The sequence below is a fragment of the Rhodococcus sp. T9N genome, assembly GCF_024436645.1.
GTDB lineage: Bacteria > Actinomycetota > Actinomycetes > Mycobacteriales > Mycobacteriaceae > Rhodococcus_F > Rhodococcus_F qingshengii.
Genome location: NZ_JAMSKS010000086.1, coordinates 1 through 23,111, shown reverse-complemented (window position 1 = coordinate 23,111; position 23,111 = coordinate 1). Strand labels below are relative to the sequence as shown.

The window sequence follows — 23,111 nt, the reverse complement described above, 5'->3', positions numbered from 1 at the left end:
TCATACTCACGGCCCTCTCGGGCCGCGATAGGTCCCACACGTTGCCCAGGCGGGCACGGCACGACACAACGACAAGGACATGACGATGGGTGATTCACCCAGCTCGACGAAGACCGGCCTCAAGGCCACTGGCGGCGTCATCGTCGCAGTGGTCCTGATGCTCGGTTTCGTCATGTTCGGTACGGACAACAATCCCAAACCTTCCAACGATTGCCTGCCCACAACCGCAACTACCGGATCCGTGGCACCAGCTCCGGGAACCAAAACGCAGCCGCTCAAGGCCGGTACCTACCAACTGACGTCGGGTTTCGGTCCTCGCGGTGGTTCCATGCACCGCGGTACCGACTTCGCCGGCCCGCTCGGTACTCCGATCTATGCCGCTACCTCCGGTGTCGTCGCAGAGGCCGGCCCCGCGTCGGGGTTCGGGAACTGGGTCATCATCGACACCGACGTCGACGGGAAGCGGATTTCCACCGTCTACGGCCACATGGCCGCTTCGACGATCAAGGTCAAGACCGGTGATCAGGTAACCGCCGGTCAGGAAATCGCCGCTGTCGGAAACGAAGCCGATTCCTCAGGCCCGCACCTGCATTTCGAGGTCTGGGAGGGTGGCCGACTTCCCGACGGCGCCGGAACGCCAACCGATCCCGCACCGTGGCTCGCCGGTGCTGCCGAGCCGTCCGGACCCGCACCGGCTCCCGCGCCCGGCACGGGTGTTCCGTCTCCCGCGATCGTCAACGCTGCCGCTATCACTCCACTTCCGGCAGGTGCCGGGTGCGGTGGACCGAGTCTGGGCGGCGGGGGACTCAAGCCGGGCAGCGTACCTGCGGAGTTCGAACCGTGGATCCTCAAAGCCGCCGGGACCTGCCCCGAGATCACCGCTCCGCTGCTGGCAGGGCAGTTCAAGCAGGAAAGCGGCTTCAACGTCAACGCGCACAACAACGACTCCGGTGCGGACGGCCCGGCACAGTTCCTTCCCTCAACTGCTGCACAGGAAGGCGTGGACGGGGACGGGGACGGAAAGCTCGACATGCGCTCACCGGCCGACGCTGCGATGTCGATGGCGTCCTACGACTGCAAGATGCTCGAGCTGACGAAAAAGGCGATGGCTGACGGCCGCCTGCAAGGCGAGCTGATTCCGCTGACGTTGTCCATGTACAACTGCGGCCCCGGAAACACCTTGTCGCAGGGCCAGGTCTGCCAGAACGAGGAAACACGCGGCTACGTCACCAACATTCAGAAGTTCGCGATCGAGGAATTCACCGATACGTCCGCCCCGGCGGGCCCGATTCCAGGCGGCCCGTCCACCGGCTCGGCCGTCGTCGATACCGCACTGCGGTGGCTCGGCACCCCGTATGCCTGGGGCGGCGGCGACGAGAACGGACCGACGCGCGGCGTCCGCGACGGGGGAGTGGCAGACAGTTTCGGAGACTTCAACAAGATCGGGTTCGACTGCTCCGGACTGGTGAAATACGCAGTGGCGCAAGCCACGGGCGGCCGAACGGTCCTCCCTCACCAGGATCAGATGCAGATCGACGACTCCCGCGGAACCTCGATCACCAACCCCGCCGACCTGCGACCCGGCGACATCATCCAACCCCACAGCGGCCACATCTTCATCTGGATGGGCGGCGGCAAGGTCGTCGAAGCTCCGCAATCGGGCGATGTCGTCAAAATCTCCGACTGGACCCCACCATCCTCCGGGTTGGCAGCGAAACGCTTTGCCTGACAGAACAACCCAGACCAGAACATCGCAACCCGATGACCACCCCGGAATGAAGTTTCACCCGAAGAAAGGTAGATCCCAGAAATGACGGTATCCGCAGCCACCGAATGGGAACAGGCCGCCGACGCAGTACGCGCCGCCGCTGACGAGTTGCGCACCAGCGATTCCTCAGAGATCCGCGCGTGGGCGAAGAAGAACAAACTGCTCTCGCGCAGCATGTGGCCGAAGGTCAAGCGCGAGTTGGTCAAACAACTCGATCTCGACTACGACGTACTCCGCGACGCGGAAGCGACCAAACGCAAGAAGGAGATCGCCGAAGCCGCCGCCACCGCACCGTTGGTGGAACTGTTCGCCGCCGGTGACGAGCGGGGCAGCTTCGCTGTACTCGGACCGGTCGACGACGCGGCCTGGTACGGGACGTTCCACAAGAACGACACGGTCTTCAAGGAAGGCAACCAGCGCTCGGCAGACGACTCCGCAGCCGGTAAGGCGGTATTCCTCGCCGGCAAAGCGCGTGAGGACGCGAACGTTCCCGCGGTGCGGTTGCTCCTGCACATCTCCAATCCGGAGATCGACGGGAACTCCCTCGCCGGTATGGCAGCCAAGCACGGTGTTGCACTCGACCTCGACATCACCGACAACAACCGGGCCGTGGACTGGTGCGAAGAGCCTGGTTACCAGGCGTGGCAGGCGATTCGGTTGTCGGATCTGTTCATCGAGGACGAGTCGTGAAACGCCACCTCGCGGCCGCCGCCGCTGCATCTGCCGTCGCTATTGCCCTGGCCGGGTGCTCCTCGGGCACGGAAGGCACCGCAACCGGCCCGTCCACCACGACGGGCGCACGGGCGCAGCAATGGTCCCCGAACGAAACCTCGGCGGCCGAGCCCACACGGCCTGCGGCCACCGTTCCGGAACACGCGCCCGAACAGGTCGCCATCGTGGACCGCAGCGATCCGGCTGCCGTTGCCGACGCCGTGGTCACCACCTGGTTCACCTGGAATACCGCTGACGATCGCGGACCCAATGACGCGGCCGCCCGCACCGGCGACCTGCTCACCGAACGCTTCCTCGGCGATGTCACCGGAACCACCCCGACCGGAAGCCCCGGCGGTCAGTGGCTCGAATGGGCCGCGAAGGACGCGCAGGTCTGGCCGACGGTCAGCTCGGTACCGAACCAGGGCGCCGTGGACACCGCGACTGCGGTGCACCGGATGTATCAGGTCGAACAGACCGCGATTGCGTCCGATGGCTCCATCGTCGGCGTCGACACCGCCATCGTCGCCGTCCTGGTCGTCAGTCGCGGCGGTCTGTGGGCAGTCGACGACCTTAAAAAGCTATGACCAGCGAGAAGAACGTCCCCGGAACCACCCCCTCCCCGAAAGGAACTCCCGTGAGCGCTCCTGACCCCTACGACGAGCACCAGGACACCTACACCACCGAAAAGGCCGTTGACCTGCGCGGCCAGCGTCTACGTCGGCAATCTCGGCCCGAAGCCGAGACCGCCCCGATCGAGACTCCTGAACCAGCCCCGCAGATCGAGTCAGCCGCCGAATCCGGCGATACCGAGTTGGTCGACGAGTCGGCAGGATACGACGACCCGTATGCGGTCGGGCAGGACGCGCTGGCAGAGAACGACGAACCCGAATTCGACTACCGGTTCGAGCGGGAGACAAGCGAAGTCGACGACAGCCCCGCAACATGGGGCTGGCGCGGACGTGTCAACGCGGCGGTCGGCATGAAGATGGCGCCGAAGCCTGACTCGGCGGAGGTGCGGTTCCGCCAATCCGTCACCCGCGTTCAGCAGCCGCTACCCGGTTGCATGGTCGTCTCGGTGATCAGCCTCAAAGGTGATGCCGGAAAGACTTCGACGACCCTGACCCTGGCCAACACCTTCGGTTCGCACCGCCACGGCGTTGTCGCGTGGGATGCCAACCAGTCCACCGGGACTCTCGGAGACCGCGCGGCCAATCCCACCGATCCCGACGTCGGCCCCTGGGATGTTCTCGAGAACGCCCGCGATCTCACCTCTGCGGGAGCCGTGTCGGGTGCGCTCGGCAGGTTCCTGCGGCTTCAACCCACGCACGACGAAGTCCTCGGAGCCGACACTTCGACCTCACGCGATCATGGCATCGGCTGGGACGAGTGCGCGGCGATCATGGCTGTACTCCGCCGTCATCGGGACCTGATCTTCATCGACACCGGCAACGAACCTGTGGCCGCGAATTGGCAATGGGCCGTGCAGCACTCGAACCTGTTGGTCGTTCCCCTGCCGCTGCGCCTCGACATGACAAAGATGGCGTTGCGGATGTTCAAAGGGATCATCGCCCGCGGCTTCGGCCATCTGGTGTCCTCCGCGATCGTGCTGACTGTCGTGACACCCGGCTCCGATCCCACCCTCGAGCCTGAACTCGTCGAGGGACTGGCTCGACTGGGCCTTCCGGAAGAGAACGTCATCCGGGTTCCCTACGAGCCGTCGTTCGCGACTGGGGAGCGCATCGTCTACGACCGTCTCCTTCCGTCCACGATCGAGGCTTACACCAATGTCGCCGCCGAAATCGCGGATGCTCTCGCTGCCAGCGTGTACGGCCGCGCTGCCGAGTACGCCGACCCGTACACCCCCGAGCAGATCCAACGTCCTCCGGAAGTTATTCGACGTACAGCCCGACCCGAACCGGTCGCGCAGTACGAGGACCGATACGCGGAGTACGAGCCGGAACCTCGGCCGAACCCCCGCCCTCTCCGTCCTCGCCCGGTAACTCCACCCCACCCGCGAAGTCGCGGGCGCCTGGATTGAAAACCACTGCACCACAGCCAGACACCACATCGAAAGGGAACACGATGAACGAACAGAACACACCGGTGAGCCCGTCCACCAGCGGCGGCCGGCTGCGTCGGGCGGCGGCCATCACCTCCGGCACCATCGCCCTGGCAATCATGACCGCCGCTCCTGCCGCAGCTCAGGACGCGCCGAAGTCGAAGAACCCGTTCGAAGGGGTCACCCCCACCCTCGAGTTCCTCGGACCTGCGTTCCAGAACGTCTGGGTCCGCGTGCTCGGCACCATCTGGGCACTCGCAATGGGCGGTGTCGGCGTGAAACTGATCTTCGCGCTGTACAAGATGCGAGCAGCGAAGAACGGCGGCTACGCCTCGGAGATGACCGACAACGCCGCTGAGGTCAAGACCGCAGCCACCGCCTTCGGCGGCCTGACACTTCTGACCGTCATCATCGGCGCCATCATGTTCGTCACTCAAGGCTGAGACGAATTCCGCTCCAGCTCAGCATTTTTCACGAGAAAGAAGAGAACTCATGGTCAAAGATTTTTCTCAGGTAGGTACGGGCAACCGTCCGGTCGCGGCGACTGGATCCACAGGTGGCGGATCAGGGTTCTTCTCTGACCGCAAGCGCGTTATCGCCACTGGTGTTGTCGCAGTGGTGTTCCTCGCGTTGGTGATCGCGCTCCTCACCTCCGGTGGTGGTGATGACAACAAGGGGAGCGGAGCCGATGCAATTCGTGCAGCCCACGGTCCGACGACGACCATCGACGGAGTTCCGGCCGGATACACCCGCGATCAGGCCGGCGCACAGACCGCGGCCGTGAACTTCATCCAGGCCAACGGTCAGACGTACCAGGGCCGGATCGACGCCGAAAAGCTGCGAGAAGTTGCTGTCTCGGCGAATGCGACCGATGCGCTCAATACCGTCATCGACATCTCCAGCGGCCGCACCGATCTGGGGAAAACCGTCAACAACGTGCCACTGATCGTCACCGTCCCCGACTTCACCCAGGACTCGGCCACCGTGTCCGTGTGGGGCATGGGCGTCGGTCAAAGCCCGATCAGTGAAGGAAGCGACAAGGTCGGCATCCTCACCGTCTACTCGACGAGCACCGTCACGGTGAAGTGGGAGAACGGGGACTGGAAAGCCCAGGACTGGAAGTTCGTCAGCGGCCCGTCCGCAGATGATGCCCAGTTCCCGGCCGCTGATTCGGCGCTTTCGAAGCCGGGCGCGAACGGCTTCTACACGTTCTACGTCAACTAGAAAGGGGGCCTGACTGATGTGGCGCAAAATCATTCTGACCGCGGTCGTGGCATTGTTCGCGATGCTCGGACTGGCGTTGCCGGCGGCAGCGGAACCAGTTGCTGTCCCCAACACCGACCCGGCTCCTGGCGTGCAGAATGCCACTCAGTCGGGCAAGGAACTCCCCAAAGGATTTCCCGATGATCTGAAGAAGTTCGTCGCCGGCACAGACGAATTCAAATCCGCCTCGTGGTTCACCGGAGTCTGCAAGGACAAAGGCGGCGACATGGGCCAGTACTCGACACAGGTCATGCACAACGAAAACCGGTTGATGTACTGGACGGCAAAAGAATCCGAGCGGATCGCCATGTGGGCACCGCAGGTGATGATGTCGAAGAACCCGGCTCTGATCGACGCCCTGGTCGCCGCCGGCGGCGCCGGTACACAGATGTCCGGCATCGACATGGGTGTGGAGGCGAACCAGAAGGCCGCCTTGAGCATCACGGACGAGTCGATCCTCAAGGGCGTCTATCCGAACACGTTCCCCCTCGATGAGGCTGCGGACATGTACCCGCCGTCTCCGACCTGTGCGCAGGATCTGGCGCGGTGGACAACGAAGACGACCAGCACATGGGGTTTCGAGTGGAGCCCGACACCGGACGCGGCCTCACTCGCGGCGATGAAGAAGCAGCCGAACGCCGACAAGGTGCCTGACGCTGCCTGGACTGCTCCCTGCGCCGGCAATGGTGTTCCCGGCGTCCTCTGCATGCACGCGATGTTCGTCAACTGCGAGCGCGCAACACCTGGGGAAGACATGTTCGCGTGCACGGAATGGAACACCAGGGTCGGGAAACTGTTCGGCGGCACCATGAACTGGATCGATCAGAACACCAGTTTCAGTGACCGCCTCGGCGAGACCCTCGGCGGGATGATGAGGGCAACGCCGGCCTATATGGGCGGCAAGATCTTCGTCGACAGTTTCACCTTCGCGTGGGATACCGTTGCCGGCCCGCTCGGTGATCTGGTCGCATTCGTCAAAGACCCGTCGGACGTGATCGATTCCTGGGCGAACAAATTCAAGAGTTCGGCGATGTCGATGACCGATTCGGTCCTGCCCGGTTTGGCAGGCATCGGCGAATTCGATCCGTTGGAGCCGCAGTTCTTGACTGTGTACGCCATGTCGACGGGGTTGGGTCTCCTGGTGCTGGCTATCGCCACGATCTTCGCGCTGTACAAGTCAGCCGACGGAAGCCGCCCAGGCGAAGAACTCGCCAAGGACTTCTTCGGATACTTGCCCGCCGGGATCATGCTGATGCTCTTCGCTCCCTCTATCGCCCAATTCGTCATCAGTCTCGCCCACGAGATCTCGGTCGCGTTGGTAGGCGCGATCGGCACCACCACCGACGAAGTGATCAACAACGTATCGACCTCCCTGGGCGCTCTCAACGACGAAACCCTGGTCGGTGGAGCCGTCGCCGGCATCATCGGATTCGGGTTGATGGTCATCGGTGTGCTCTCGGTCTTCTTCGGCTTCTTGATGCACGCGGCCGCGCTTCCCGTCCTCGCAGTGGTCAGCGGTATCGCATTCGGCATGTGGGTGCACCCCACCTGGCGAAAGAAAGCGCTTCGGCCGGTGATGATGTTTCTCGGTGTCGTGCTGTCCAAGCCCATGCTGTTCGTACTGCTGGCCGCTGTATTCGTCGTCATCAACGTCTCAGCGCAAGGATCAGTCGCCGACGACGGCAAATTGGAATCCCTGGGCCAACTCGCCCTGATCGCCGTGTGCTTCGTGATGATCGGTCTGGCACCGTTCGCGTTGCTCAAGTGGTCACCGATCCTGCCGACCGCTGCGGATTCCGCCGACTTCGGTAGCTCGGGCTCAGCCTCGGGCGAGATGATCGGCTCGTCGGCGAGCATGTACCAGCAGCAAGCCGGAGGCGGATCGGGCGGCGGCGGCGACGGGGGAGCTGCGTCCCGCAATGCCGACGTCGCGACCTCACCCGGACGCGGCACCGGACCCTCCGATCACCTCGGCGGCCACAATTCCTCCCCCGACGCATCGTCAGCATCGTCCGATCACGCGTCCAGTCGATCGGGCCACGGAGCGCAAACCTCGTCCGGTTCCGTCGGGATCGGCGGCAAAGACTCCGGCAAGGGCGGAGCCAAAGCGGGAAGCGCCGAATCGAAATTGATGAGCGCGGCGAAGACAACCGCCGGCGCAGCTGCAGGTGCAGCGACAGTGGCGGCGCCCTTCGCGGTGGCCGCTGCCGGCGCGGCGATGAACAAGGCCGGCGCCTCGGCGCAAAGCGCTCCCGAACACGCGGATGGAGAGAACTGATGAGAAAGCACCGCACCACCTACCTCGGCCGGGACGCCGCACTGCACGGTCTCGCTCAGTTCCGAGATCCAGTGGTACTCACCAGGATCGGAACAGTTGCGATCCCGCTGTACCTGACGGTGATGATCGGGCTGTCCGTAGGGACTCTCGCGGCCGCGTGCCTGGTGATGTTGGCCGGGTTCGTCGCGAGCACCGAGTTTTCTCGACCGGACACCTACGTTGAACGGCTGGTCCGCGCACGCGCCGCCCGCCGTCGAGACGCCACCGAACCAGTGACCGGAGAACAGTGATGAGTGAACAACGCACGTCGATCCTGGGGCGTCAGATCGCCCGCAAAGGAAACTTGCCTTTCGCCGAACCGGTCTTGATCGCCTGGAGCGCGACACTCGTCCTAGCGCTGGCCCTGATCTTCGTCATCGGGCAGAACATCTGGGTGCTCGGGTTCGACTTGGCGTTGATCCTGGCCGTCATCGGTGCGACGTTCGAATTCGGGCAGCGTGAGTCCTATGCGGCAAGCAAAGCCAAGCAGATTCGAAACCGTCAGCGCCGCAAGCGCGGTGAGCATGTCTACGTCAGCGCCAGGGACGAAAACTTCGGCGACCCCGACCACGATCCGGGGTGGGAGTTCCCCGTCCCGCTCTACCAGACGAAGCCGGTGGATCTGGCCGGTACCGGCCTCGACGACATGTTCATCCTCGAACACACCACACCGGGCGACAACAACTACTACTCGGTGATCGTGGCGATGCAAGGTTTGGCCGAAGGTCTACGCGGTGATGCGGAGTGGGCGGTGACCTCAGCTGCGTTCGGTCGTATCCTCGCCGGGTTCGCGAAGCGGTCCTCGTTCGTTCGGGGTGTGGCGCTGCTGCACCGCAGCGTCCCGGCCGACATGGCGCCTCACGAGAACTGGATGATGCGCATGATCTCGGCCGCCGGTGAATCCGTGCGGCGCATCGACGAAGCGATCCGTTCCTACGGTCAGCTCCTCGACCGCAACGCCCCGTATGTCGAGGAGCACCGCTCGTACTGCGTACTGATCATTCCGAAGTCACCGACGTTCCTCGCCGAAGCTGCCCGCATCGCGCGCCGCAAGGATGCCGCCCTGGTGGGCGGTATCGCTCAGGTCATTCGCGACGAAACGGAGAAGGCGCAGCATTCCCTCGAACGCGCCGGTATGGGCCGGGTGGAGGTTTACGGCGAACAGCGAGCCTGCGCGGTGATTCGCGCATTCCAAGACCCCACCTTCCCGCTCGACGCGCACAAAGGTGTGCGGTGGAACAACTGCTGGCCCTCTTACATCGGCCGCGACGAGTCGGTCGAGATCGCGGGGGCGTGGCACACACGGGCCGGGGTGATTCCCCCGCGGGCGATCGAACCGCGCGAACTCGGCCCGTTGTGGCTCGGCCCGTTCTTGACCGGAGTCGAGCCCGACGTCGGAGACGACGAGATCGCCGCCGCCCCGACCATCCGCACGGTGATGGTGCGCATGGATTTCGTGGAAGCCTCCCAATCCCGCGAAGCCGCGAAGAAGGACGTCACCCGAGACGAGGCCAAGCGCATCGAGGAGAGCCGCAAGGGAAAAACCACCGACGGCGCCTCCGACGTGGCGATAACCGAATCAGCTCGCCGCCGACAGGATCTTCTTCCCGGTAGCGGACACCACGGCTTGATCTATTCGATGGCCGTCTCGGTCACCGGCCGAAACGAAGACGACGCATTACGCGCCGGTACACGTGTGGAGCAGGCCGCCGACAACTGCGGTATCGGAGAAATCGTGTGGCAGGACAACCGCCACGACGTGGCCGCGTTCTTGACGTTGCCTCTCGGCCGCGGACTGGCGGCCACCAAATGGACTCGAATCAAGACAAGGGGCTGAACCGGCGATGACGAAGACAGAACAGAGCACCGCGCACCGTCGCGGCCACAAGAAGTCCAACCGATGGACCCTCACACCAAGCCTCGGGAAGAAGAAAGTCCAGGTCGAGGGCGCGGAGGAAGTCGCAGTCACGCAAGCGGTCCACGCCTCCGACAGGATCACCACCCGTCGGCCTGCCCCCAAACGCAACCGATGGTTGGACCGGTGGGGCTGGTACGAGGTACGGGCGGAAGGCGCGTGGACCACCACCCGGCAAGGTGAAGCCCTGAACCTGGCCACGATGCGCCGCTCGGTGCGTCACGAAGGACTCATGACCGGGCTGAACAAGATCAACCAGTCGATGGTGATCACCGACCCGTTCGCGCTCTACGGCTCGGAAATCGAGAACATCAACGTCGCCATCGTCGGCGACATCGGCAAGGCGAAGTCGTCGCTGATCAAAACCGCGTTCTGCATCCGGCAACTCGCCTTGGCGAACAACCGGCAGTGCGTCGTCATCGACAAAAAGCGGCAGGGCAACAAGGGCGGCGAGTATTCCGGTATCGCAGAGGCGATGGGCGCCCGATCGATCCGATTCCTCGCCGGCGGTGACGGCGTCCGGATCAATCTGCTCGACCCGGCTATCGCCAGCGGAACCCAACGTACGGACGGTGTTTCCCCGGCCGGTCAGGAAGCGCTGGTCGGTGCCGTCATCGAAGACACGATGGGTCGTTCCCTCGTCGAGACGGAAAAAGCAGCTGTGCGCCAAGCACTCAAGTCCGTCAACGAACGCGCCGATGCGGAAAACCGCGAGCCGACGTTGCGCGAACTCGCAGCGGAACTGCTCGAAGCGAGCCCCGGCAGCGGCAACATCTTCGGCTCACTGCACGCCGAGGATTCGCGCCGCTGGGGCCTCAATCCTGGTCTCGCGCTGCAAGAACTGTGCGAAGGAGACCTCAAAGGCCTCGTCGACGGCGCTACTTCCCCGGAGGTCCGCGAGGCACTCGATCATTCGTTCGTGCACTTCGACGTCTCGGCCCTCCCGAACAAGGGGCCGGCGTTGCGGGTCATCATGACCGTGATCAACACCTGGCTCGCGAACGTTCTCGCAACCCGCTCCGCCAAGCACATGCAAACGCTGCTGCTGATCGAGGAAGGCTGGCACGTCGCCGACGGCTCGACCGGAAAGGTGTTCCGCGAGAACATGAAACTCTCTCGCGGCCTCGGTCTTTCGACGGTTTCGGCGTTCCACCACATCTCGGACCTCCCGGTCGACTCTCCCGCGCGTGCGCTGATGAAAGAGGCCGGAATCGTCTTCTTGTACGGGCAGGACCGTGTCGAGGATGCAGAGGAAACAGCTCGCATGTACCACCTGCCGGCCGGGTCGACAGAAATCATCATGTCCCTGGCGAAAGGACATTGCCTGGTCAAGTACGGCAGCGCCGACCCGATTCTCATGCAGCACGTCCGTTCCGATCTTGAAATCGAACTCACCAACACCGACGAAGTGATCAAGGGAGAGGCAGCATGATCGCCACAGACGCTCCGGATCGCCTGACGACGCTTCCTGTTCCGCCGCTCGTTGCCTTCACCATTCTGGTCGGCGGGTCGGTAGCTGCTTGCGCGCTCATGATGTGGGTTCTGGTAGCGCGGCGCAGGTCCAGCGGCCATAGGCCGCCCCTGTCACCGCGGGGCCGGACATCCGATACGGCATCCACCCGCACCACACTCTCGCGGTCCGAGCTTGTGATGTCCGACCCGATCGAAGGAGACAAGTCGTGAGTACAACTCAGCGTCCTACGCAACCGATGGTGCCGCCTGGCGTGCTTCCCCTTGTGAGTCTCGTTGCTTCGGCCGTCGTCAGCGTCGTTGCCGGCGGATACATCTCAGGTGTCGTGTCCGGTCATGGCGGCGCTCTCCCCACCGGTGTGTACGGAGTTCTCGACGTGTTCGAAGGGCTGTTCCGGAATCCGGGCGACCCCGCACTCGCGTGGCCGGAAGGTTCTCGGCCGGGCGGACCGGTACTGACGTGGGTTTCCATCGCGATCGTTGCGGCGTTGTGCCTGTGGATGGGGCTGTTCTTTTCCGGGCAGCAGATGAAACGCGCCGCCGCTCGGCGGGTGCGAGAGTCCGGATTCGCTGACCGCACCGAACTCGCCCGAACCGGTATCAGCGAAAAGGCGGCCGTCCGGAAGGCGAAAGCGACCCGCCTCTCACTCAAAGACGTTCCGGTGCGACGCATCGATGCCGCTGTCGAGACCACCCGAGTCGCGGAGCTGTACGACCACAAAGGCGAGGGCGTATTCCTCCAGTACCGCGACGGACTGACCTGCACCGGACCGACTGGTGCTGGTAAGACGTGGCGTGTCTGCTGGAAAGGTGTCACCGACGCCGTCGGCCCGGTCGTCGCTACCTCGACCCGCGGCGATCTGTTGCGCTCCACGTGGGCGCAGCGCCGGGAAGTCGGGCACGTCGAGGTCTTCGACCCGGAGGGGCTCACCGCGATCCCCAATCCGATGCGGTGGTCGATCCTCGACGGGTGCGAGGATCCGGAAGTCGCCAAGCGGCGTGCAGAAGCACTGGTCCAAGCCATGCCGATGGACGACACCAGCAATTCCGGCTATTGGAACGGCAAGGCCGCGATGCTCATGCGCGGCTACCTCTACTCCGCCGCCGTCAAGAACAAGAACATGATCGACCTGCGGATCTGGGCGTCCTCCCGCAACGTCCAACTGGTCCGCGATGTTCTCGAGCAGGACCTTCCGGACTGGCACGCCGAACTCGAGCAAGCCTTGGACTCACAGTCCGACTCCTCCGATGACGTGGTCAGCGCGTGCGCGCGATTGCTCGAACCGTTGGCGTCCCCGAAGTTGATGAGCGCGATCAACGTCCCCCGCAGCGAGTCCGCGGATCTGCATGCGCTGATGACCGAGGGCAAGAACACCGTGTATCTGGTCTCGGAAGGACACAGCGCTTCGGCGGCCGCGTTCACCACCGTGCTCTCGGCAGAGCTCTATCACATCGCGAAGACACACGGGCTGGGCAACGAGGACGACAAGATCGATCCGCCGTTGCGGATGGTCCTCGACGAAATGAACAATGTCGCGGCGATTCCGCACATGCCGGATCTGATCACGGACTCGGGCGGCCGCGGAATCCAGATCTGGGCGTTCGTGCACAGCGCCTTGCAGAACGAGAAGCGTTGGGGCCGCATCGACGGGCAACGGTTGTCGAGCGATTCCCCGGCACGGATCTACTTGCCAGGCCTAGGTGACGAAGGCGAATTGTCGGCGCTCTCACGGTTGATGGGTAGCCGCGACGAATACATCAGCCTGGACCCGCGTTCAGCACCGCGCAGCGTTCCGGTGATGGCACTCAACGAAATTCGTGAAATGCCGGAAGATCAAGCGCTGATGATCTACCGCAACGCCAGGCCGATGAAGGTGCGGCTGCCATCGGTGTGGGATGTTCCGGATCTTTCGAAGCGGGTGCGGGCGAATCAGTCGGCGTTCGATGACTTCTGCGCGAAAGCCGAACTATGAGCTCCGAATCTGCGGCCTCACCGTGGGAGTGCGCGGACCACTGGGCGCCCGGGGATTCCGCGTTGTGGATTGGCGTCGGCTCCAGCGGGGTGTACGAGCGCCCGATCATCGTCGTCTCCCCGGCCGGCGCCCTCGTTCGCGATCCGGAAGTAACGTACAACGACGGTCTCTTCACTCTGTCCGACGGATTACGGGATGTGCGGCACCGTGATTCGTGCGAACCGTGCGCAGCTTCGGTGCGCCTGCTTCACCAAGGAGGTGGTGCGTGATGAGCATTCCGGTCTACCAACCCGGTCCGGCTGATTGGCGCCACCTGGATCGCGAGGCTGCTGCGGAGCTGTGGCTCGAGCTCGGACAGTGGGTCGAGTGGCTGCGCCGGCGCTACAACGTCGGTGGGCAGCAGATCCGATCGTGTTGGTACAAACATGATCCGATGGTCGAAGAGCTGACGGCGGCGATGTGGGCGCACCGAGAGGTGTACCAGCAGCTGGAGAAGAACCCGTATCACGGCGGTATGGCAGCCTGGCACAACCACGTGCTGTGGCCGATGATCTCTCGGCTGCCCAAGATGGGCTTCAACGAGGAATGCCGTGGCGGAGAGTGCGGCTACCAGCCGAACGACCCGAAGATCGGCACGGATTTCGCGGAATTCGTCGCCGCCGACACCGACCCTCGACCCGAGACCGCGCCCGCACCGCTGATCGATCAGGTCCTCGGCTTGGTCGATAGCGCAGCCGGGAAGGTGACTGCGCTGACGATGGATCAGGTTCTCGAGATGATCGACGGCGGCCGCGCGGTCGCCGAAGATCCTTCCGACGATTTCACGGCGGTCGAGATCGACGGCGACCGGTGGGAATTCGACGATGACACCGAAACATATCGGCCCGTCGAATAACCCTCTCAAGCCGAAGCATCAACAGCCCCACGCCCTTCGGGCGGTCTCGCCCACCGTTCGAGAGTCCGGGCCTCGGGGTAGTTGATGTTTCTCGTGTCCGCCACGGTTGCGGCGATCGTGGGTTGTCCCGCCTGGGGCCTGCGCGCCGTGCTGTGGCGGACACACCCTCTTTTTCATAGGATGCTTTGCATCACAACTCGATTCGGATTGGTGGACTGCCATGCAGGAGCACGACCCCCTCGGACGGATGGATTTTCCTTTGATCCGGTCACTCGCACGCATGAGTGGAATGTTCATCCGGTCAGGATTGATTTTTCTCGCCCTGTTCGTCGCAGCATCGCTGATTGCGCAGGAGACACCAGGCCAGTGGGCGGTCGGCGCGTTCGTCGTGCTCTGGCTGGGTTTCGGCCTCACGCTCCGGTGGCTCTCGGTATCGCGATTTACCGACCTGTGACAGTTCCCTCCGCTTGCATGACTGTGGCCCTCGACCGGAAAGGTCGAGGGCCACAGTCGTACAGCGAGTTCGTTAGGGCAGTCCGAGTGCGATCGCGAGTGCTTTGTTCAGTTTGACCACCGTTGCGGGGGAGAGCGCTCCTGCCGGCCTGCTCGCGGCGATCTCGTCGTCGAAGAGCTGGATGAGGTCGTCCGCCAGGATCGAACCGACAAGTGGATCTGCGGCTCCGAGGGGGACGGCCGTCGGAACGCCGGGCTTCGGTGTGGTGGTCACGCGTGCGGCGAGGACCGTGTTCAGGTTGCGGTTACGGACGTTGTTGGAGACCACCACCCACGGCTTCTCGCCGTGTCCCATGTCGAACCAGTAGATCTGCCCGCGGAGCGCGGCCGTCATTCGCCGTAAGCCTGGTCGACGCGCTCGGCGTAGCTGCGCCGGCGCGCTCGTTGTTCCGTTAGGCCTTCTTCTTGATCCTTCGCGAGTTCGGCATAGCCGGCTTCGAGAGCCTTCTCGCGGAGTGCTTCTGCACCCACACGGAGAAGTGCGCGGGCGATCCCGGACTCGGAGTTGTCGCGGATGGTGATGTGCTGCTGCTGCGCCCATTCCCGCAGGATTCCTGCTTCGAGGCGGTCGGGGTCGGCGAACACGGCGATTTCCGCTTGGTCGTCGCTGTCTAGTGTTACAGGTAGCCGTTTCACATCCATGTTTCACAGTATGACTCACTTTGTGGATCACGGCAATGAGTTTTCGGACACGCCGCAGATCCTGTCGGCGGGATTGGCGATACTCGCCGAATGAAACTGTTTGCCCAGAAGCGGGATGAATCGGAATTCGTGGAGTACGGCTTCGGCCTCGTGAATGAAGTCGGCATCGATCGCGTCAACACTGAGGACTCGACACTGGTCGATCTTTACTACTGGAGCGAAGGAGTACGCGAAGCGCTCCGGGAAGTCCGCGACTTCAAGGTCACGGACTGAGCTCGGCGTTTCACACTCACGTGCACGCCTCGTCGAGGCGACAGGCAATGTGCGATCGGTAGGGTCTAGCTCGTCGAGCAGGCTGAGGGGAGCAGCGACGGTGGTGGGTCGAATATGGCTGGATGTTCCGTATGTAGAGAAGGATCTGGCGAAGGCCGGAGGCGCGAAGTGGGATCCATCAGCCAAGCGATGGTATGCGCCCCGAGTCGAGATGGCAGGTCTGTCGCGATGGGTCGCGCTCCCTGACATTCCGGAGATCCTGCCGGGTGAAGACCGGTCTCTCGGTCATGGTCTGTTCGTCGACCTCGTCCCTGATACGTGTTGGTTCACCAATGTCCGGTACTGCGTCGAACCGAAGGATTGGGAAAGACTGCGCCGCATGGTCACGCGGCGCGCCGGGATGCAGTGCGAGATCTGCGGTTTCCCGGAAGACCGAGCGTCGCAGCGGTGGCTCGAAGTGCACGAGAGATGGACTTACGACTGGCCGACCAAAGTGCAACGTCTGGGCCGGCTCATCTGTCTCTGTACGCCCTGTCACCAGGTGACGCACTTCGGATTCGCGCAGATCAAAGGCAATGAAGAGCAAGCTTTGCAGCATCTGATTGCGGTGACCGGAATGACCCGTCCGCAGGCGCGGAGCCATGTTGCTGCCGCGTTCGATGAGTGGCGAGCCCGCTCCATTGGGGAATGGGCTCTCGATCTGAGCATCCTCACCGACGTCGGGGTTCAGGTTCGTCGACCTCCGGCGCCCGCCGACCGCCGGATCATCGCAAGCGGCCGGCCCACCGCGACACAAATCCGGCAACCACAACCGGTGGTTCCCCCGCTCTGTCCTACCCCTGCGATCACTGCACCTAGATTGCGCGATCGGATCGCGGCATGGTGGCGATCACGCTGAGACCACCCGCCCCCTCTGTCGTCTGACGAAACGCCAGCCTGCCGGCTGTCACAGACGCGGTCCGCGGCGTTTTTGTTCGTGTTCCACGTGTTGGGCGATGGTGTGGTGATGCTCGAGTGTCGCCTGCTGCCGCTCGGCGCGCCGCTGTTCTTCGCGGTGCTCTTGCATGCGGTCGTGCAGGGTGTCGATGTCGCGGTGGACAGTGTTGAAGGGTGCGATGTCGGCTTTGTACTCGGGCCGGTCGCCGGCCACTGAGGTGGTGTCGGTGATGTTGTGGCGGTCGCGGTATGCCTGGATCTCGGCGGCGGTGCGATCCCATTGCGCTGCCAGCTCGGGGTCGTCGGGCCTCGCTTCGAGGTGCTCGGTGAAGCGCAGTTCGGGGTCTTTGCCGCGAGCATCGTCGGTGCTGATGCGTCGGGTGTTCGCGGTGTGTTCGGCGGCGATGTCGGTGTAGGTGGTCTCCAGCTGCCCAGCGAGGGTGGGGTCGACGAGGTGGGCGTCGAGGTCGGGGGAGGGCACCCAGTGCGGCGCTGCGGGGTCGACGGGCTCTGATGCGGCCGGCGCGATGGTGTCGAGTGCGTCGGTGATCCCGGTGACGTGTGCGGTGGAGTGCGCAGCGGTCTCGATCGTGCGGCACAGTTCGTCGACGTCGAAACCTGCGTGGGTGACGAGTTCGCGGATACGGCCTACTGCTGCGTTCCACCGCGGGTCTTCGGTGCGTTCGGCGGCGGCCACCGCGAGAGGGAAGTGCTCGCGCAGGATGTCGTCGTGTTCGGCTGCCCAGCGGGTGTTCGTCTTCTCGGTCGCAGTCGTGATGGCTGGTGCCATGTCTTTGATCAGGTTCGCGGCGGTGACGTCTTCACCCCGTGCTGCGAGTTGCTGCGCGTGCCAAGACAGAACTGCCTCGGGCGCGATCCCAGCGAGTGCTGCTTTACGTAGGTGGCGGCCCAGTCGCTGCACCCCGGCTTCGGCGAGGATGCGTTCGGCGATCTCGGGTTCGAATGCTTCCCGCACGGGTCGGTGGATGCGGGTGGTGTCGAGCTGCGCCCGCGTCTCGTCGTACCGGCGGATGGTCGCGCCGATGCCGTCGGTGCGCTCGTGTTCCGGCCGGGCGGTGGCGTAGCGATCGGCGACGATGCGGGCGTAGTCGTCGAGTTCTTTGTCGGTGTTGGTGGTGCGCGGGGGCAGCGGGGGGAGCGCCGTGTCGGAGCGCTCGGCTGCCGCTTCTGCTGCGGTCTGAGTGGCTTCGACGATGCGGGAGTTCAGGACACGCGCAACGTCGCGGGCGGTGTGGAGTTCACCGGACGCGAGTGCGTCGTTGAGGATGCGCCGGGCACTGTCACCGCGGTCGTGTGCCTGTCCGAGAGTGGTGCGGAGCGCGGCGAGGCTGCCGGGGTTTTCGGCGGCGATCGTCGCGAGCAGTGCTGCGGGCAGCGCCCGGTCGAGGACGTCGTCGAGCCAGCGATCGCGCAACCTGCTGTGTGCGGCGTGGTACGCCTCGCGGAGTCGTTCGGGGCTGCGTGCGTGCTCGAGTGCGTCGCGGATCTCGGTGATGGCGGCTTTGTGGCCGTTGTCGTTGGCGAGGATCTTTTCGAGGACTTCACGTGAGGCCGGGTTGTTGATGGACCCCAGGTGCATGCCCTCGGTGTCTTGGGTGACGCCGGGTTCGACGGGGACGTACAGGTGGTTTTCGGTGCGGCCGCGGGTGGTGGCGACGTAGAGGCCGGGCCGGTTGGTGGTGTGTCCGACGGTGGTGTGGGAGGTGTCGACGGTGATGCCTTGGCTGCGGTGCACGGTGGCGGCGTAGCCGAGTTCGGTGTTCCGTTTCACGTACCGGGCGGGCAGGGTGATCATGCCCTCGTGGGTTTTGCTGCGCAGGTTCAGTGAGCCGTTGTCGTTGACGGCGGTGACGGTCCACAGGTCGCCGTTGCGGACGAACATGTTGCGCCGTTTGCCGCCCTTGGTGCGCAGACGGCGCTTGTTCTTGCGGGTCAGGACGATGTCACCGACTCCGGCGTCGAGTTCGTCGGACAGGGTCACGGTGTGTCCGACTTTGGCGGTGCCGGTGGCGCGGTAGTGCGCTTGGATCGCGAGGTTCACTTCGCGGACGTCGTCTCGGGTCGAGAGCATGACGATCGAGGTTTTCCCGGCGCCGATGTCGGCGAGGTAGGCGGTTGCGGCGGCGTCTTTCATCTCGGCGGCGGTGCCCTCGTGGACCCATCCGCGGGAGTAGAACAGCTCCAAGCTGCTCTCGTCACCGTGCCGCAGTGCGAGGGAGTTCTCGGCTTGTTCGGTGTCTTTGCCGAAGCGCACGACGACTGTGAGTTCGGGTGCGTTGGTTTCTTCGGCGAGCAGTCGCAGCGCTCCGCCGGTTTCGACGGCGTCGAGCTGGTTCGGGTCACCGAGTAGCCGGACCACTGCGCCCTTGGCTGCGGCGATTTCGGTGATGGCGGCGAGGTCTTTGGTCGATGCCAGGGACGCTTCGTCGACGAGGAGCATCGCCCCGGCGGGGATCTCGATGTGATCGGGGAGGCTGCGTGGTTCGTGGCCTTCGAGGCCGCGCCACGGGTACGTCAGGGTTGCGAGGGTGTGGGCGGTGACGTCGATTTCTTCGCCCAGGGTTTCGGCCGCAACTGCGGATGGTGCGAGCGCGATGACTTCGTGTCCGGTCGCGCGCCAGGTGTCGGTGACCGCTTTCATCGACGTCGTTTTGCCGGTGCCGGCGGGCCCGACACCGACGGCGAGGAGCGTTCCGGCGCCGACGAAATGCTCGGCAAGTTCGCGCTGTCCGGCGTTGAGCGGGTGATCGCTGGTACGGGCGATTTTTTCAACGACCTTGTCGAGTCCGGCTTGTGCCGCGATGTAGGCGGTCGGTGTCCGAGTGGCGTCGAGCATGAACTGTTCGGCGGTGATGATGCTCGCGGAGGTATGCAGTGCGGTGCCATGGTTGGTGAGGATGAACTCACCATCACGGCGTCTGAGAGCCTCCGGTGCGGGGGGAAGTTCGGCCGCCGGCAGGTGCACGGACGCGCCCAGTACGTGTTCGGTGACGGCTTTCACTGCGGCCGTGCGTGCGGCTTCGTCGGGGAAGGAGACGGCTGCAAAGTTCGCTTCGACGGCGCTGTGAATGTGGGTGATCGCCCACGTTGCGCGGCCGTTCTCGAGGTGTTCGACGACACGTTTCGCTTCCTCGGCCGGTGTTCCGGCCTTGCGCATCGCCTGGTGCTCACGCACTCCAGCGGCGTGTTCGCGCTGCACGCCGCGCCATTGTTCGGCGAGGGCTCCCACAGCTGTGTCGTCGCCGAGGATCTGCGCAGATCGGGTGATCCAGTTGTTCTGCATTTCGCGCAGGGTTTGCGGTTCCTGTTTCCCGGCGCGGGTGTCGAGGTTCGCTTGCTGGTAGAGCGCGTACATCGCCTTTGCGCTGGGCATCCGGTCGTGCTTTTGGCGGTATTCGGCGACCAGCTGATCGCGCCGGGTCTCGATCTGAGTGCGCCGCGAGGAGAACATTTCGCACAGCTGCTGCGGCACTTCGGCGATCTCGACGACGTTCTGCCGACCACGTCCGGTGCTGCGCTCTGTCAGTCCGAACCCAAGCTCGGTGTGCATTTTCGACATGATCGCTGCGTTGTAGCGCTGCGAAGCCGCGACGGCGTAGCGGTGCAGGGTGGCACCGTCGAGAGCTCGCCACTTACCGTCCTTTTCGGTGCATACCTTGATGGACACAACGGCGTGGGTGTGCAGGTTCGGATCCCCCGCGCGGGAGTCGTAGTGGTCGTAGAGGGTGGCGACCATGCCGGTGGTGTCCTGGTGCTCTTGGCTCGTCGCGCCGGTGCGGGTGAAGCATGCTTCCTTCTCGATCCAGCCAAGCGTGCCCTTGACGGTCTCGTGGTGGATTCGTTCGATCTGGCGGCGCAGATCATCGTCGGCGAGCGCCCACATCGTCGACACGCTCTTGGGCGGTGTGAACACCAGATCTTGTCCTGCGACGGGTTGCCGGACACGGTTCTTCTGCGCCGAAATCCAGGACCACAGCTCTTGCGGGTCCTGTGCGGAACGCTGGTGTGTCTCCTCGAACAGTGCGGTTCCGACCTTCTCCATCAACGCCCCGGACTCCGCTTTGGAGGGCCGGCGGGCGTTGTCGACGGCGAACTGCTCCAGGGCGGCGCGGTGGGCCTTCAGGAGGGGGATGTCGTTGGCGAAGTCCGGGAACTTGCGGCCCAGTCGAGCCTCTTTGACGGCCTTCTTCGGGTCCATCCCACCCTTGATCGATTCCTCAACCATGGGGTCTGCGTTGGGGTGCATGCCCTCCCCGAAGAGTGCCTTCATCTGAGGTTCGGACACTGTGGCGCCGTCGGTGATCCGATGCTGGTCGGCGATCTCGGTGTCGGCATCCATTCGTGCGAGATCTTCGAGTCCGCCGCCGAACCACGTACCGGGCGGGGTGCCGTGGGCGGTGTAGTAGTCGGTGAGTTCTTGCCCGTGCTCCAGCTCGCGGTCTGCGGTGGCGACCTGCTTTGTCAGGTACTCGTAGCCATCGCCCGCGTGCAGTACGTGGAGCGTCATCACAAGGCCACCATAGTCGCCGCAGGCGGCCTGGTGGAGGGCAGACACCCCCAAAGTCTGAAATTCAGCAAGAGGTGTGTCTGAATTTGGGGTTTTGGCTGAGTGAAACGAAGTGCATTTGGTGAGGGACGAGCTGTCTGTGCTGAGGGAAGCGAAGTGTTTGAAAATATGGATGAGCTGGATGGATAGATGGTTTGACATGGTGATGTGTGAAAAGGTTCAGTGGAGTTGTGATGGTTGGCCCGAGTTTTTGAGCCGGGAACCGTTAGGTGGGCGGGGAACAATTGATGGCCGATCGCCGCTGCCGGCGGTAAGGTTTGCGGCATGGCGTCCTCAAACACATCCACGATCAGCGCGAGGGATCGGGCACGCGCAGCGAATGCCGCTCGTCTCGCGGAAGAGCAAGAGCGATTGAAGAAGGTCGAGGACGATCTCGTCCGGTTCTTCAAGGCGCAGGAGTCGCGGGAGAAGATCGCGGAAGATGCGCGAGTGCGTATCGAGCGCATTCGCGAAGAAACCGATACCAAGATCGCGGACGCGGATCGTTCCGGTGCGGCTGCGATTGCGGATCTCAAGTCTCGCGGTGAAACGGTGGCGAGCATCGCGCAGCTGACCGGTCTGACGACGAGTGAGGTCAACAAGTTGCTGCGGTCGACCAAGCCGAAACAGAAATCGGAGAAAGTACCCGCCGACAAGGCCGCGTCGAAGGAAGATTCTTCGCCCGCGCCTGCTTCGACTTCGTCGACTGATTCTGCCGCGCTGGCGTCGTAGAAGCGACCAGCAAACCAATGTCGGCCTTCGCGGTTTTCCCCGGTTGGGTGTCAGCGACCGATTGTGTGTTGCCTGAGATCGAGCGGAGCGGGAACAGAAATCTCGGGCATCCACATGAGGGATATCGCTGTCCCCGGTTGGGGGAAACCGCGGCCGATTCGTCGGCAACTCTCACAAGCGTTAGGAGTTCGTTCTGATGGCGGACGTCCTAACGCTTCCGGCGCTCGGCGATCCGGAGCGGGAACGTTTCGCGCGGTTCATCGTGCGCGGACCTGGCGAACGTGATTGCCATTTTTGGACCGGCAGTATTTCTGATGACGGGTACGGAAGATTTTGGTTGATGCGCGATGGCCGGCAGCGGGTCGTGCGCCCGCATCGGTACGCGCTGATGCTCGAACTCGGTCGGCCGTTGACCGATTCGGAGTTCGCGATCCACGAGGTGTGTGACAACCCGATCTGTGTCCGGGCGACGACGAGCATCGCCGGTCGTCCACATGTGGTTGCGGGTACGCAATCGCAGAATCTTGCAGGGATGAGCGCGAAGGGGCGCGGCGGCGGCCGGGGGCAGAGCTGGCATTGGTACGGCCCGGATCGCGCCGCCCGCGCAGCGCGATCGAAAGCTCTACGGGATGCATTGCGCAATGGATGGGATGCGGACGCGGTGGAGTCCGCTTTGCTGCGCACGGATACTCCAACACTTTTTTGACGACCGAGAGGCATGTAGATGACTGAGAACGGCGTTCCGCGTGAGCGGTCTGAGGTGGAGGCTTCTCTGTATCAGGCAACGAAGCATGTGAATGTGATTACCGATGCGGATCTCGCGGCCGTTGTCGAGGGATTGACTGGCGAATCCGTTGCGCGCCCGCGGATCGATTTCGCTTTTCCCGAGCCGGGGACCACGGATCATTTGTTCAATTGATCTTTGGCGCGCCGCATTGCACGGGTGGCGCGCTGAGGAGCTGACGCAGCGGTGGGTGGGGGGGGAGGGCCCCACAACCCCCCCCCCCAACGGGGGGGGGGGCCCCCCGGGGGGGGGGGGGGGGGGGGGGGGGGGTTTGTGGGGGGGGGGGGGGG

The 23,111-nt window shown here is 64.0% G+C and carries 23 protein-coding genes; 20 read left to right on the top strand and 3 right to left on the bottom strand.

Annotated features, from left to right (window positions below):
• Positions 1-85 precede the first annotated feature (85 nt).
• The 15 genes from M1L53_RS34695 (at position 86) to M1L53_RS34625 (ending at position 14,828) form a co-directional block, all read left to right on the top strand.
• On the top strand, positions 86-1,729 hold the full coding sequence (locus M1L53_RS34695; RefSeq protein ID WP_193595870.1) for a peptidoglycan DD-metalloendopeptidase family protein: 1,644 nt from the start codon (positions 86-88) through the stop codon (positions 1,727-1,729).
• Between the two features lie 81 nt (positions 1,730-1,810).
• Positions 1,811-2,458 (top strand): hypothetical protein, encoded by a 648-nt coding sequence (locus M1L53_RS34690; RefSeq protein WP_193595869.1) that lies wholly within the window; start codon positions 1,811-1,813, stop codon positions 2,456-2,458.
• On the top strand, positions 2,455-3,066 hold the full coding sequence (locus tag M1L53_RS34685; protein WP_063316336.1) for a hypothetical protein: 612 nt from the start codon (positions 2,455-2,457) through the stop codon (positions 3,064-3,066). The genes M1L53_RS34690 and M1L53_RS34685 overlap by 4 nt, the downstream gene beginning before the upstream one ends.
• A gap of 50 nt (positions 3,067-3,116) precedes the next feature.
• Positions 3,117-4,520 (top strand): ParA family protein, encoded by a 1,404-nt coding sequence (locus M1L53_RS34680; protein WP_193595868.1) that lies wholly within the window; start codon positions 3,117-3,119, stop codon positions 4,518-4,520.
• A gap of 44 nt (positions 4,521-4,564) precedes the next feature.
• Positions 4,565-4,984, top strand: a complete 420-nt coding sequence (locus M1L53_RS34675) for a hypothetical protein (protein WP_193595867.1) — start codon at positions 4,565-4,567, stop codon at positions 4,982-4,984.
• A gap of 49 nt (positions 4,985-5,033) precedes the next feature.
• Complete coding sequence (locus M1L53_RS34670) at positions 5,034-5,765, top strand: hypothetical protein (RefSeq protein WP_063316337.1); 732 nt, start codon at positions 5,034-5,036, stop codon at positions 5,763-5,765.
• Positions 5,766-5,781: 16 nt separating this feature from the next.
• The gene (locus M1L53_RS34665; RefSeq protein ID WP_193595866.1) at positions 5,782-8,082 is read left to right on the top strand and encodes a hypothetical protein; all 2,301 of its coding nucleotides are present in this window, start codon (positions 5,782-5,784) and stop codon (positions 8,080-8,082) included.
• Positions 8,082-8,372, top strand: coding sequence for a hypothetical protein (locus tag M1L53_RS34660; RefSeq protein ID WP_063316339.1), 291 nt, complete (start codon positions 8,082-8,084; stop codon positions 8,370-8,372). Before M1L53_RS34665 ends, M1L53_RS34660 begins: the two co-directional genes overlap by 1 nt.
• On the top strand, positions 8,372-9,958 hold the full coding sequence (locus tag M1L53_RS34655) for a hypothetical protein (protein WP_193595865.1): 1,587 nt from the start codon (positions 8,372-8,374) through the stop codon (positions 9,956-9,958). Before M1L53_RS34660 ends, M1L53_RS34655 begins: the two co-directional genes overlap by 1 nt.
• A 7-nt stretch (positions 9,959-9,965) precedes the next feature.
• Positions 9,966-11,468 (top strand): ATP/GTP-binding protein, encoded by a 1,503-nt coding sequence (locus M1L53_RS34650; RefSeq protein WP_193595864.1) that lies wholly within the window; start codon positions 9,966-9,968, stop codon positions 11,466-11,468.
• Complete coding sequence (locus M1L53_RS34645) at positions 11,465-11,719, top strand: hypothetical protein (RefSeq protein ID WP_193595863.1); 255 nt, start codon at positions 11,465-11,467, stop codon at positions 11,717-11,719. Before M1L53_RS34650 ends, M1L53_RS34645 begins: the two co-directional genes overlap by 4 nt.
• On the top strand, positions 11,716-13,479 hold the full coding sequence (locus M1L53_RS34640; protein WP_193595862.1) for a type IV secretory system conjugative DNA transfer family protein: 1,764 nt from the start codon (positions 11,716-11,718) through the stop codon (positions 13,477-13,479). The genes M1L53_RS34645 and M1L53_RS34640 overlap by 4 nt, the downstream gene beginning before the upstream one ends.
• A complete protein-coding gene (locus M1L53_RS34635; RefSeq protein WP_193595861.1) occupies positions 13,476-13,748 on the top strand; it encodes a hypothetical protein in 273 nt (90 codons plus the stop codon). Before M1L53_RS34640 ends, M1L53_RS34635 begins: the two co-directional genes overlap by 4 nt.
• On the top strand, positions 13,748-14,374 hold the full coding sequence (locus tag M1L53_RS34630; RefSeq protein ID WP_193595860.1) for a hypothetical protein: 627 nt from the start codon (positions 13,748-13,750) through the stop codon (positions 14,372-14,374). Before M1L53_RS34635 ends, M1L53_RS34630 begins: the two co-directional genes overlap by 1 nt.
• A 280-nt stretch (positions 14,375-14,654) precedes the next feature.
• Positions 14,655-14,828 carry a hypothetical protein gene (locus tag M1L53_RS34625; protein ID WP_156511760.1) on the top strand — a complete coding sequence of 58 codons (174 nt, stop codon included), beginning with the start codon at positions 14,655-14,657 and terminating at the stop codon, positions 14,826-14,828.
• A 72-nt stretch (positions 14,829-14,900) separates the two neighbouring features.
• On the opposite strand, the gene M1L53_RS34620 is transcribed toward M1L53_RS34625, so the two are convergent.
• Both M1L53_RS34620 and M1L53_RS34615 read right to left on the bottom strand, forming a co-directional pair.
• Positions 14,901-15,221: a type II toxin-antitoxin system PemK/MazF family toxin gene (locus M1L53_RS34620; RefSeq protein ID WP_193595859.1), complete on the bottom strand. Its 321-nt coding sequence runs from the start codon at positions 15,219-15,221 to the stop codon at positions 14,901-14,903.
• Positions 15,218-15,529 carry a hypothetical protein gene (locus tag M1L53_RS34615; protein ID WP_083059662.1) on the bottom strand — a complete coding sequence of 104 codons (312 nt, stop codon included), beginning with the start codon at positions 15,527-15,529 and terminating at the stop codon, positions 15,218-15,220. The genes M1L53_RS34620 and M1L53_RS34615 overlap by 4 nt, the downstream gene beginning before the upstream one ends.
• Positions 15,530-15,619: 90 nt before the next feature.
• Between M1L53_RS34615 and M1L53_RS34610 the strand changes: the two genes are divergently transcribed.
• Both M1L53_RS34610 and M1L53_RS34605 read left to right on the top strand, forming a co-directional pair.
• Entirely contained in the window at positions 15,620-15,802 is a 183-nt protein-coding gene (locus M1L53_RS34610) for a hypothetical protein (RefSeq protein WP_063316347.1), read from the top strand.
• Positions 15,803-15,902: 100 nt separating this feature from the next.
• Complete coding sequence (locus M1L53_RS34605; RefSeq protein WP_218694683.1) at positions 15,903-16,700, top strand: DUF5710 domain-containing protein; 798 nt, start codon at positions 15,903-15,905, stop codon at positions 16,698-16,700.
• 48 nt (positions 16,701-16,748) lie between these two features.
• Here M1L53_RS34605 and mobF read toward each other — a convergent pair whose 3' ends face one another.
• Complete coding sequence (gene mobF, locus M1L53_RS34600) at positions 16,749-21,314, bottom strand: MobF family relaxase (protein ID WP_193595858.1); 4,566 nt, start codon at positions 21,312-21,314, stop codon at positions 16,749-16,751.
• A gap of 276 nt (positions 21,315-21,590) precedes the next feature.
• Between mobF and M1L53_RS34595 the strand changes: the two genes are divergently transcribed.
• The 3 genes from M1L53_RS34595 to M1L53_RS34585 all read left to right on the top strand — a co-directional run bounded on the left by M1L53_RS34595 (position 21,591) and on the right by M1L53_RS34585 (position 22,956).
• Positions 21,591-22,037 carry a hypothetical protein gene (locus M1L53_RS34595; RefSeq protein ID WP_063316350.1) on the top strand — a complete coding sequence of 149 codons (447 nt, stop codon included), beginning with the start codon at positions 21,591-21,593 and terminating at the stop codon, positions 22,035-22,037.
• A gap of 196 nt (positions 22,038-22,233) precedes the next feature.
• A complete protein-coding gene (locus M1L53_RS34590) occupies positions 22,234-22,743 on the top strand; it encodes a hypothetical protein (RefSeq protein WP_082845778.1) in 510 nt (169 codons plus the stop codon).
• Between the two features lie 18 nt (positions 22,744-22,761).
• Entirely contained in the window at positions 22,762-22,956 is a 195-nt protein-coding gene (locus tag M1L53_RS34585) for a hypothetical protein (protein ID WP_063316352.1), read from the top strand.
• Positions 22,957-23,111: the final 155 nt, after the last annotated feature.

What these genes read in the sequence shown, in the direction of transcription:
- M1L53_RS34615 (WP_083059662.1), bottom strand. Translation starts at nt 15,529, where the DNA reads ATGGATGTGAAACGGCTACCTGTAACACTAGACAGCGACGACCAAGCG.
- M1L53_RS34695 (WP_193595870.1), top strand. Translation starts at nt 86, where the DNA reads ATGGGTGATTCACCCAGCTCGACGAAGACCGGCCTCAAGGCCACTGGC.
- M1L53_RS34620 (WP_193595859.1), bottom strand. Translation starts at nt 15,221, where the DNA reads ATGACGGCCGCGCTCCGCGGGCAGATCTACTGGTTCGACATGGGACAC.
- M1L53_RS34595 (WP_063316350.1), top strand. Translation starts at nt 21,591, where the DNA reads ATGGCGTCCTCAAACACATCCACGATCAGCGCGAGGGATCGGGCACGC.
- M1L53_RS34660 (WP_063316339.1), top strand. Translation starts at nt 8,082, where the DNA reads ATGAGAAAGCACCGCACCACCTACCTCGGCCGGGACGCCGCACTGCAC.
- M1L53_RS34630 (WP_193595860.1), top strand. Translation starts at nt 13,748, where the DNA reads ATGAGCATTCCGGTCTACCAACCCGGTCCGGCTGATTGGCGCCACCTG.
- M1L53_RS34670 (WP_063316337.1), top strand. Translation starts at nt 5,034, where the DNA reads ATGGTCAAAGATTTTTCTCAGGTAGGTACGGGCAACCGTCCGGTCGCG.
- M1L53_RS34610 (WP_063316347.1), top strand. Translation starts at nt 15,620, where the DNA reads ATGAAACTGTTTGCCCAGAAGCGGGATGAATCGGAATTCGTGGAGTAC.
- M1L53_RS34635 (WP_193595861.1), top strand. Translation starts at nt 13,476, where the DNA reads ATGAGCTCCGAATCTGCGGCCTCACCGTGGGAGTGCGCGGACCACTGG.
- M1L53_RS34665 (WP_193595866.1), top strand. Translation starts at nt 5,782, where the DNA reads ATGTGGCGCAAAATCATTCTGACCGCGGTCGTGGCATTGTTCGCGATG.
- M1L53_RS34655 (WP_193595865.1), top strand. Translation starts at nt 8,372, where the DNA reads ATGAGTGAACAACGCACGTCGATCCTGGGGCGTCAGATCGCCCGCAAA.
- M1L53_RS34650 (WP_193595864.1), top strand. Translation starts at nt 9,966, where the DNA reads ATGACGAAGACAGAACAGAGCACCGCGCACCGTCGCGGCCACAAGAAG.
- M1L53_RS34690 (WP_193595869.1), top strand. Translation starts at nt 1,811, where the DNA reads ATGACGGTATCCGCAGCCACCGAATGGGAACAGGCCGCCGACGCAGTA.
- M1L53_RS34625 (WP_156511760.1), top strand. Translation starts at nt 14,655, where the DNA reads ATGAGTGGAATGTTCATCCGGTCAGGATTGATTTTTCTCGCCCTGTTC.
- M1L53_RS34675 (WP_193595867.1), top strand. Translation starts at nt 4,565, where the DNA reads ATGAACGAACAGAACACACCGGTGAGCCCGTCCACCAGCGGCGGCCGG.
- M1L53_RS34645 (WP_193595863.1), top strand. Translation starts at nt 11,465, where the DNA reads ATGATCGCCACAGACGCTCCGGATCGCCTGACGACGCTTCCTGTTCCG.
- M1L53_RS34585 (WP_063316352.1), top strand. Translation starts at nt 22,762, where the DNA reads ATGACTGAGAACGGCGTTCCGCGTGAGCGGTCTGAGGTGGAGGCTTCT.
- M1L53_RS34590 (WP_082845778.1), top strand. Translation starts at nt 22,234, where the DNA reads ATGGCGGACGTCCTAACGCTTCCGGCGCTCGGCGATCCGGAGCGGGAA.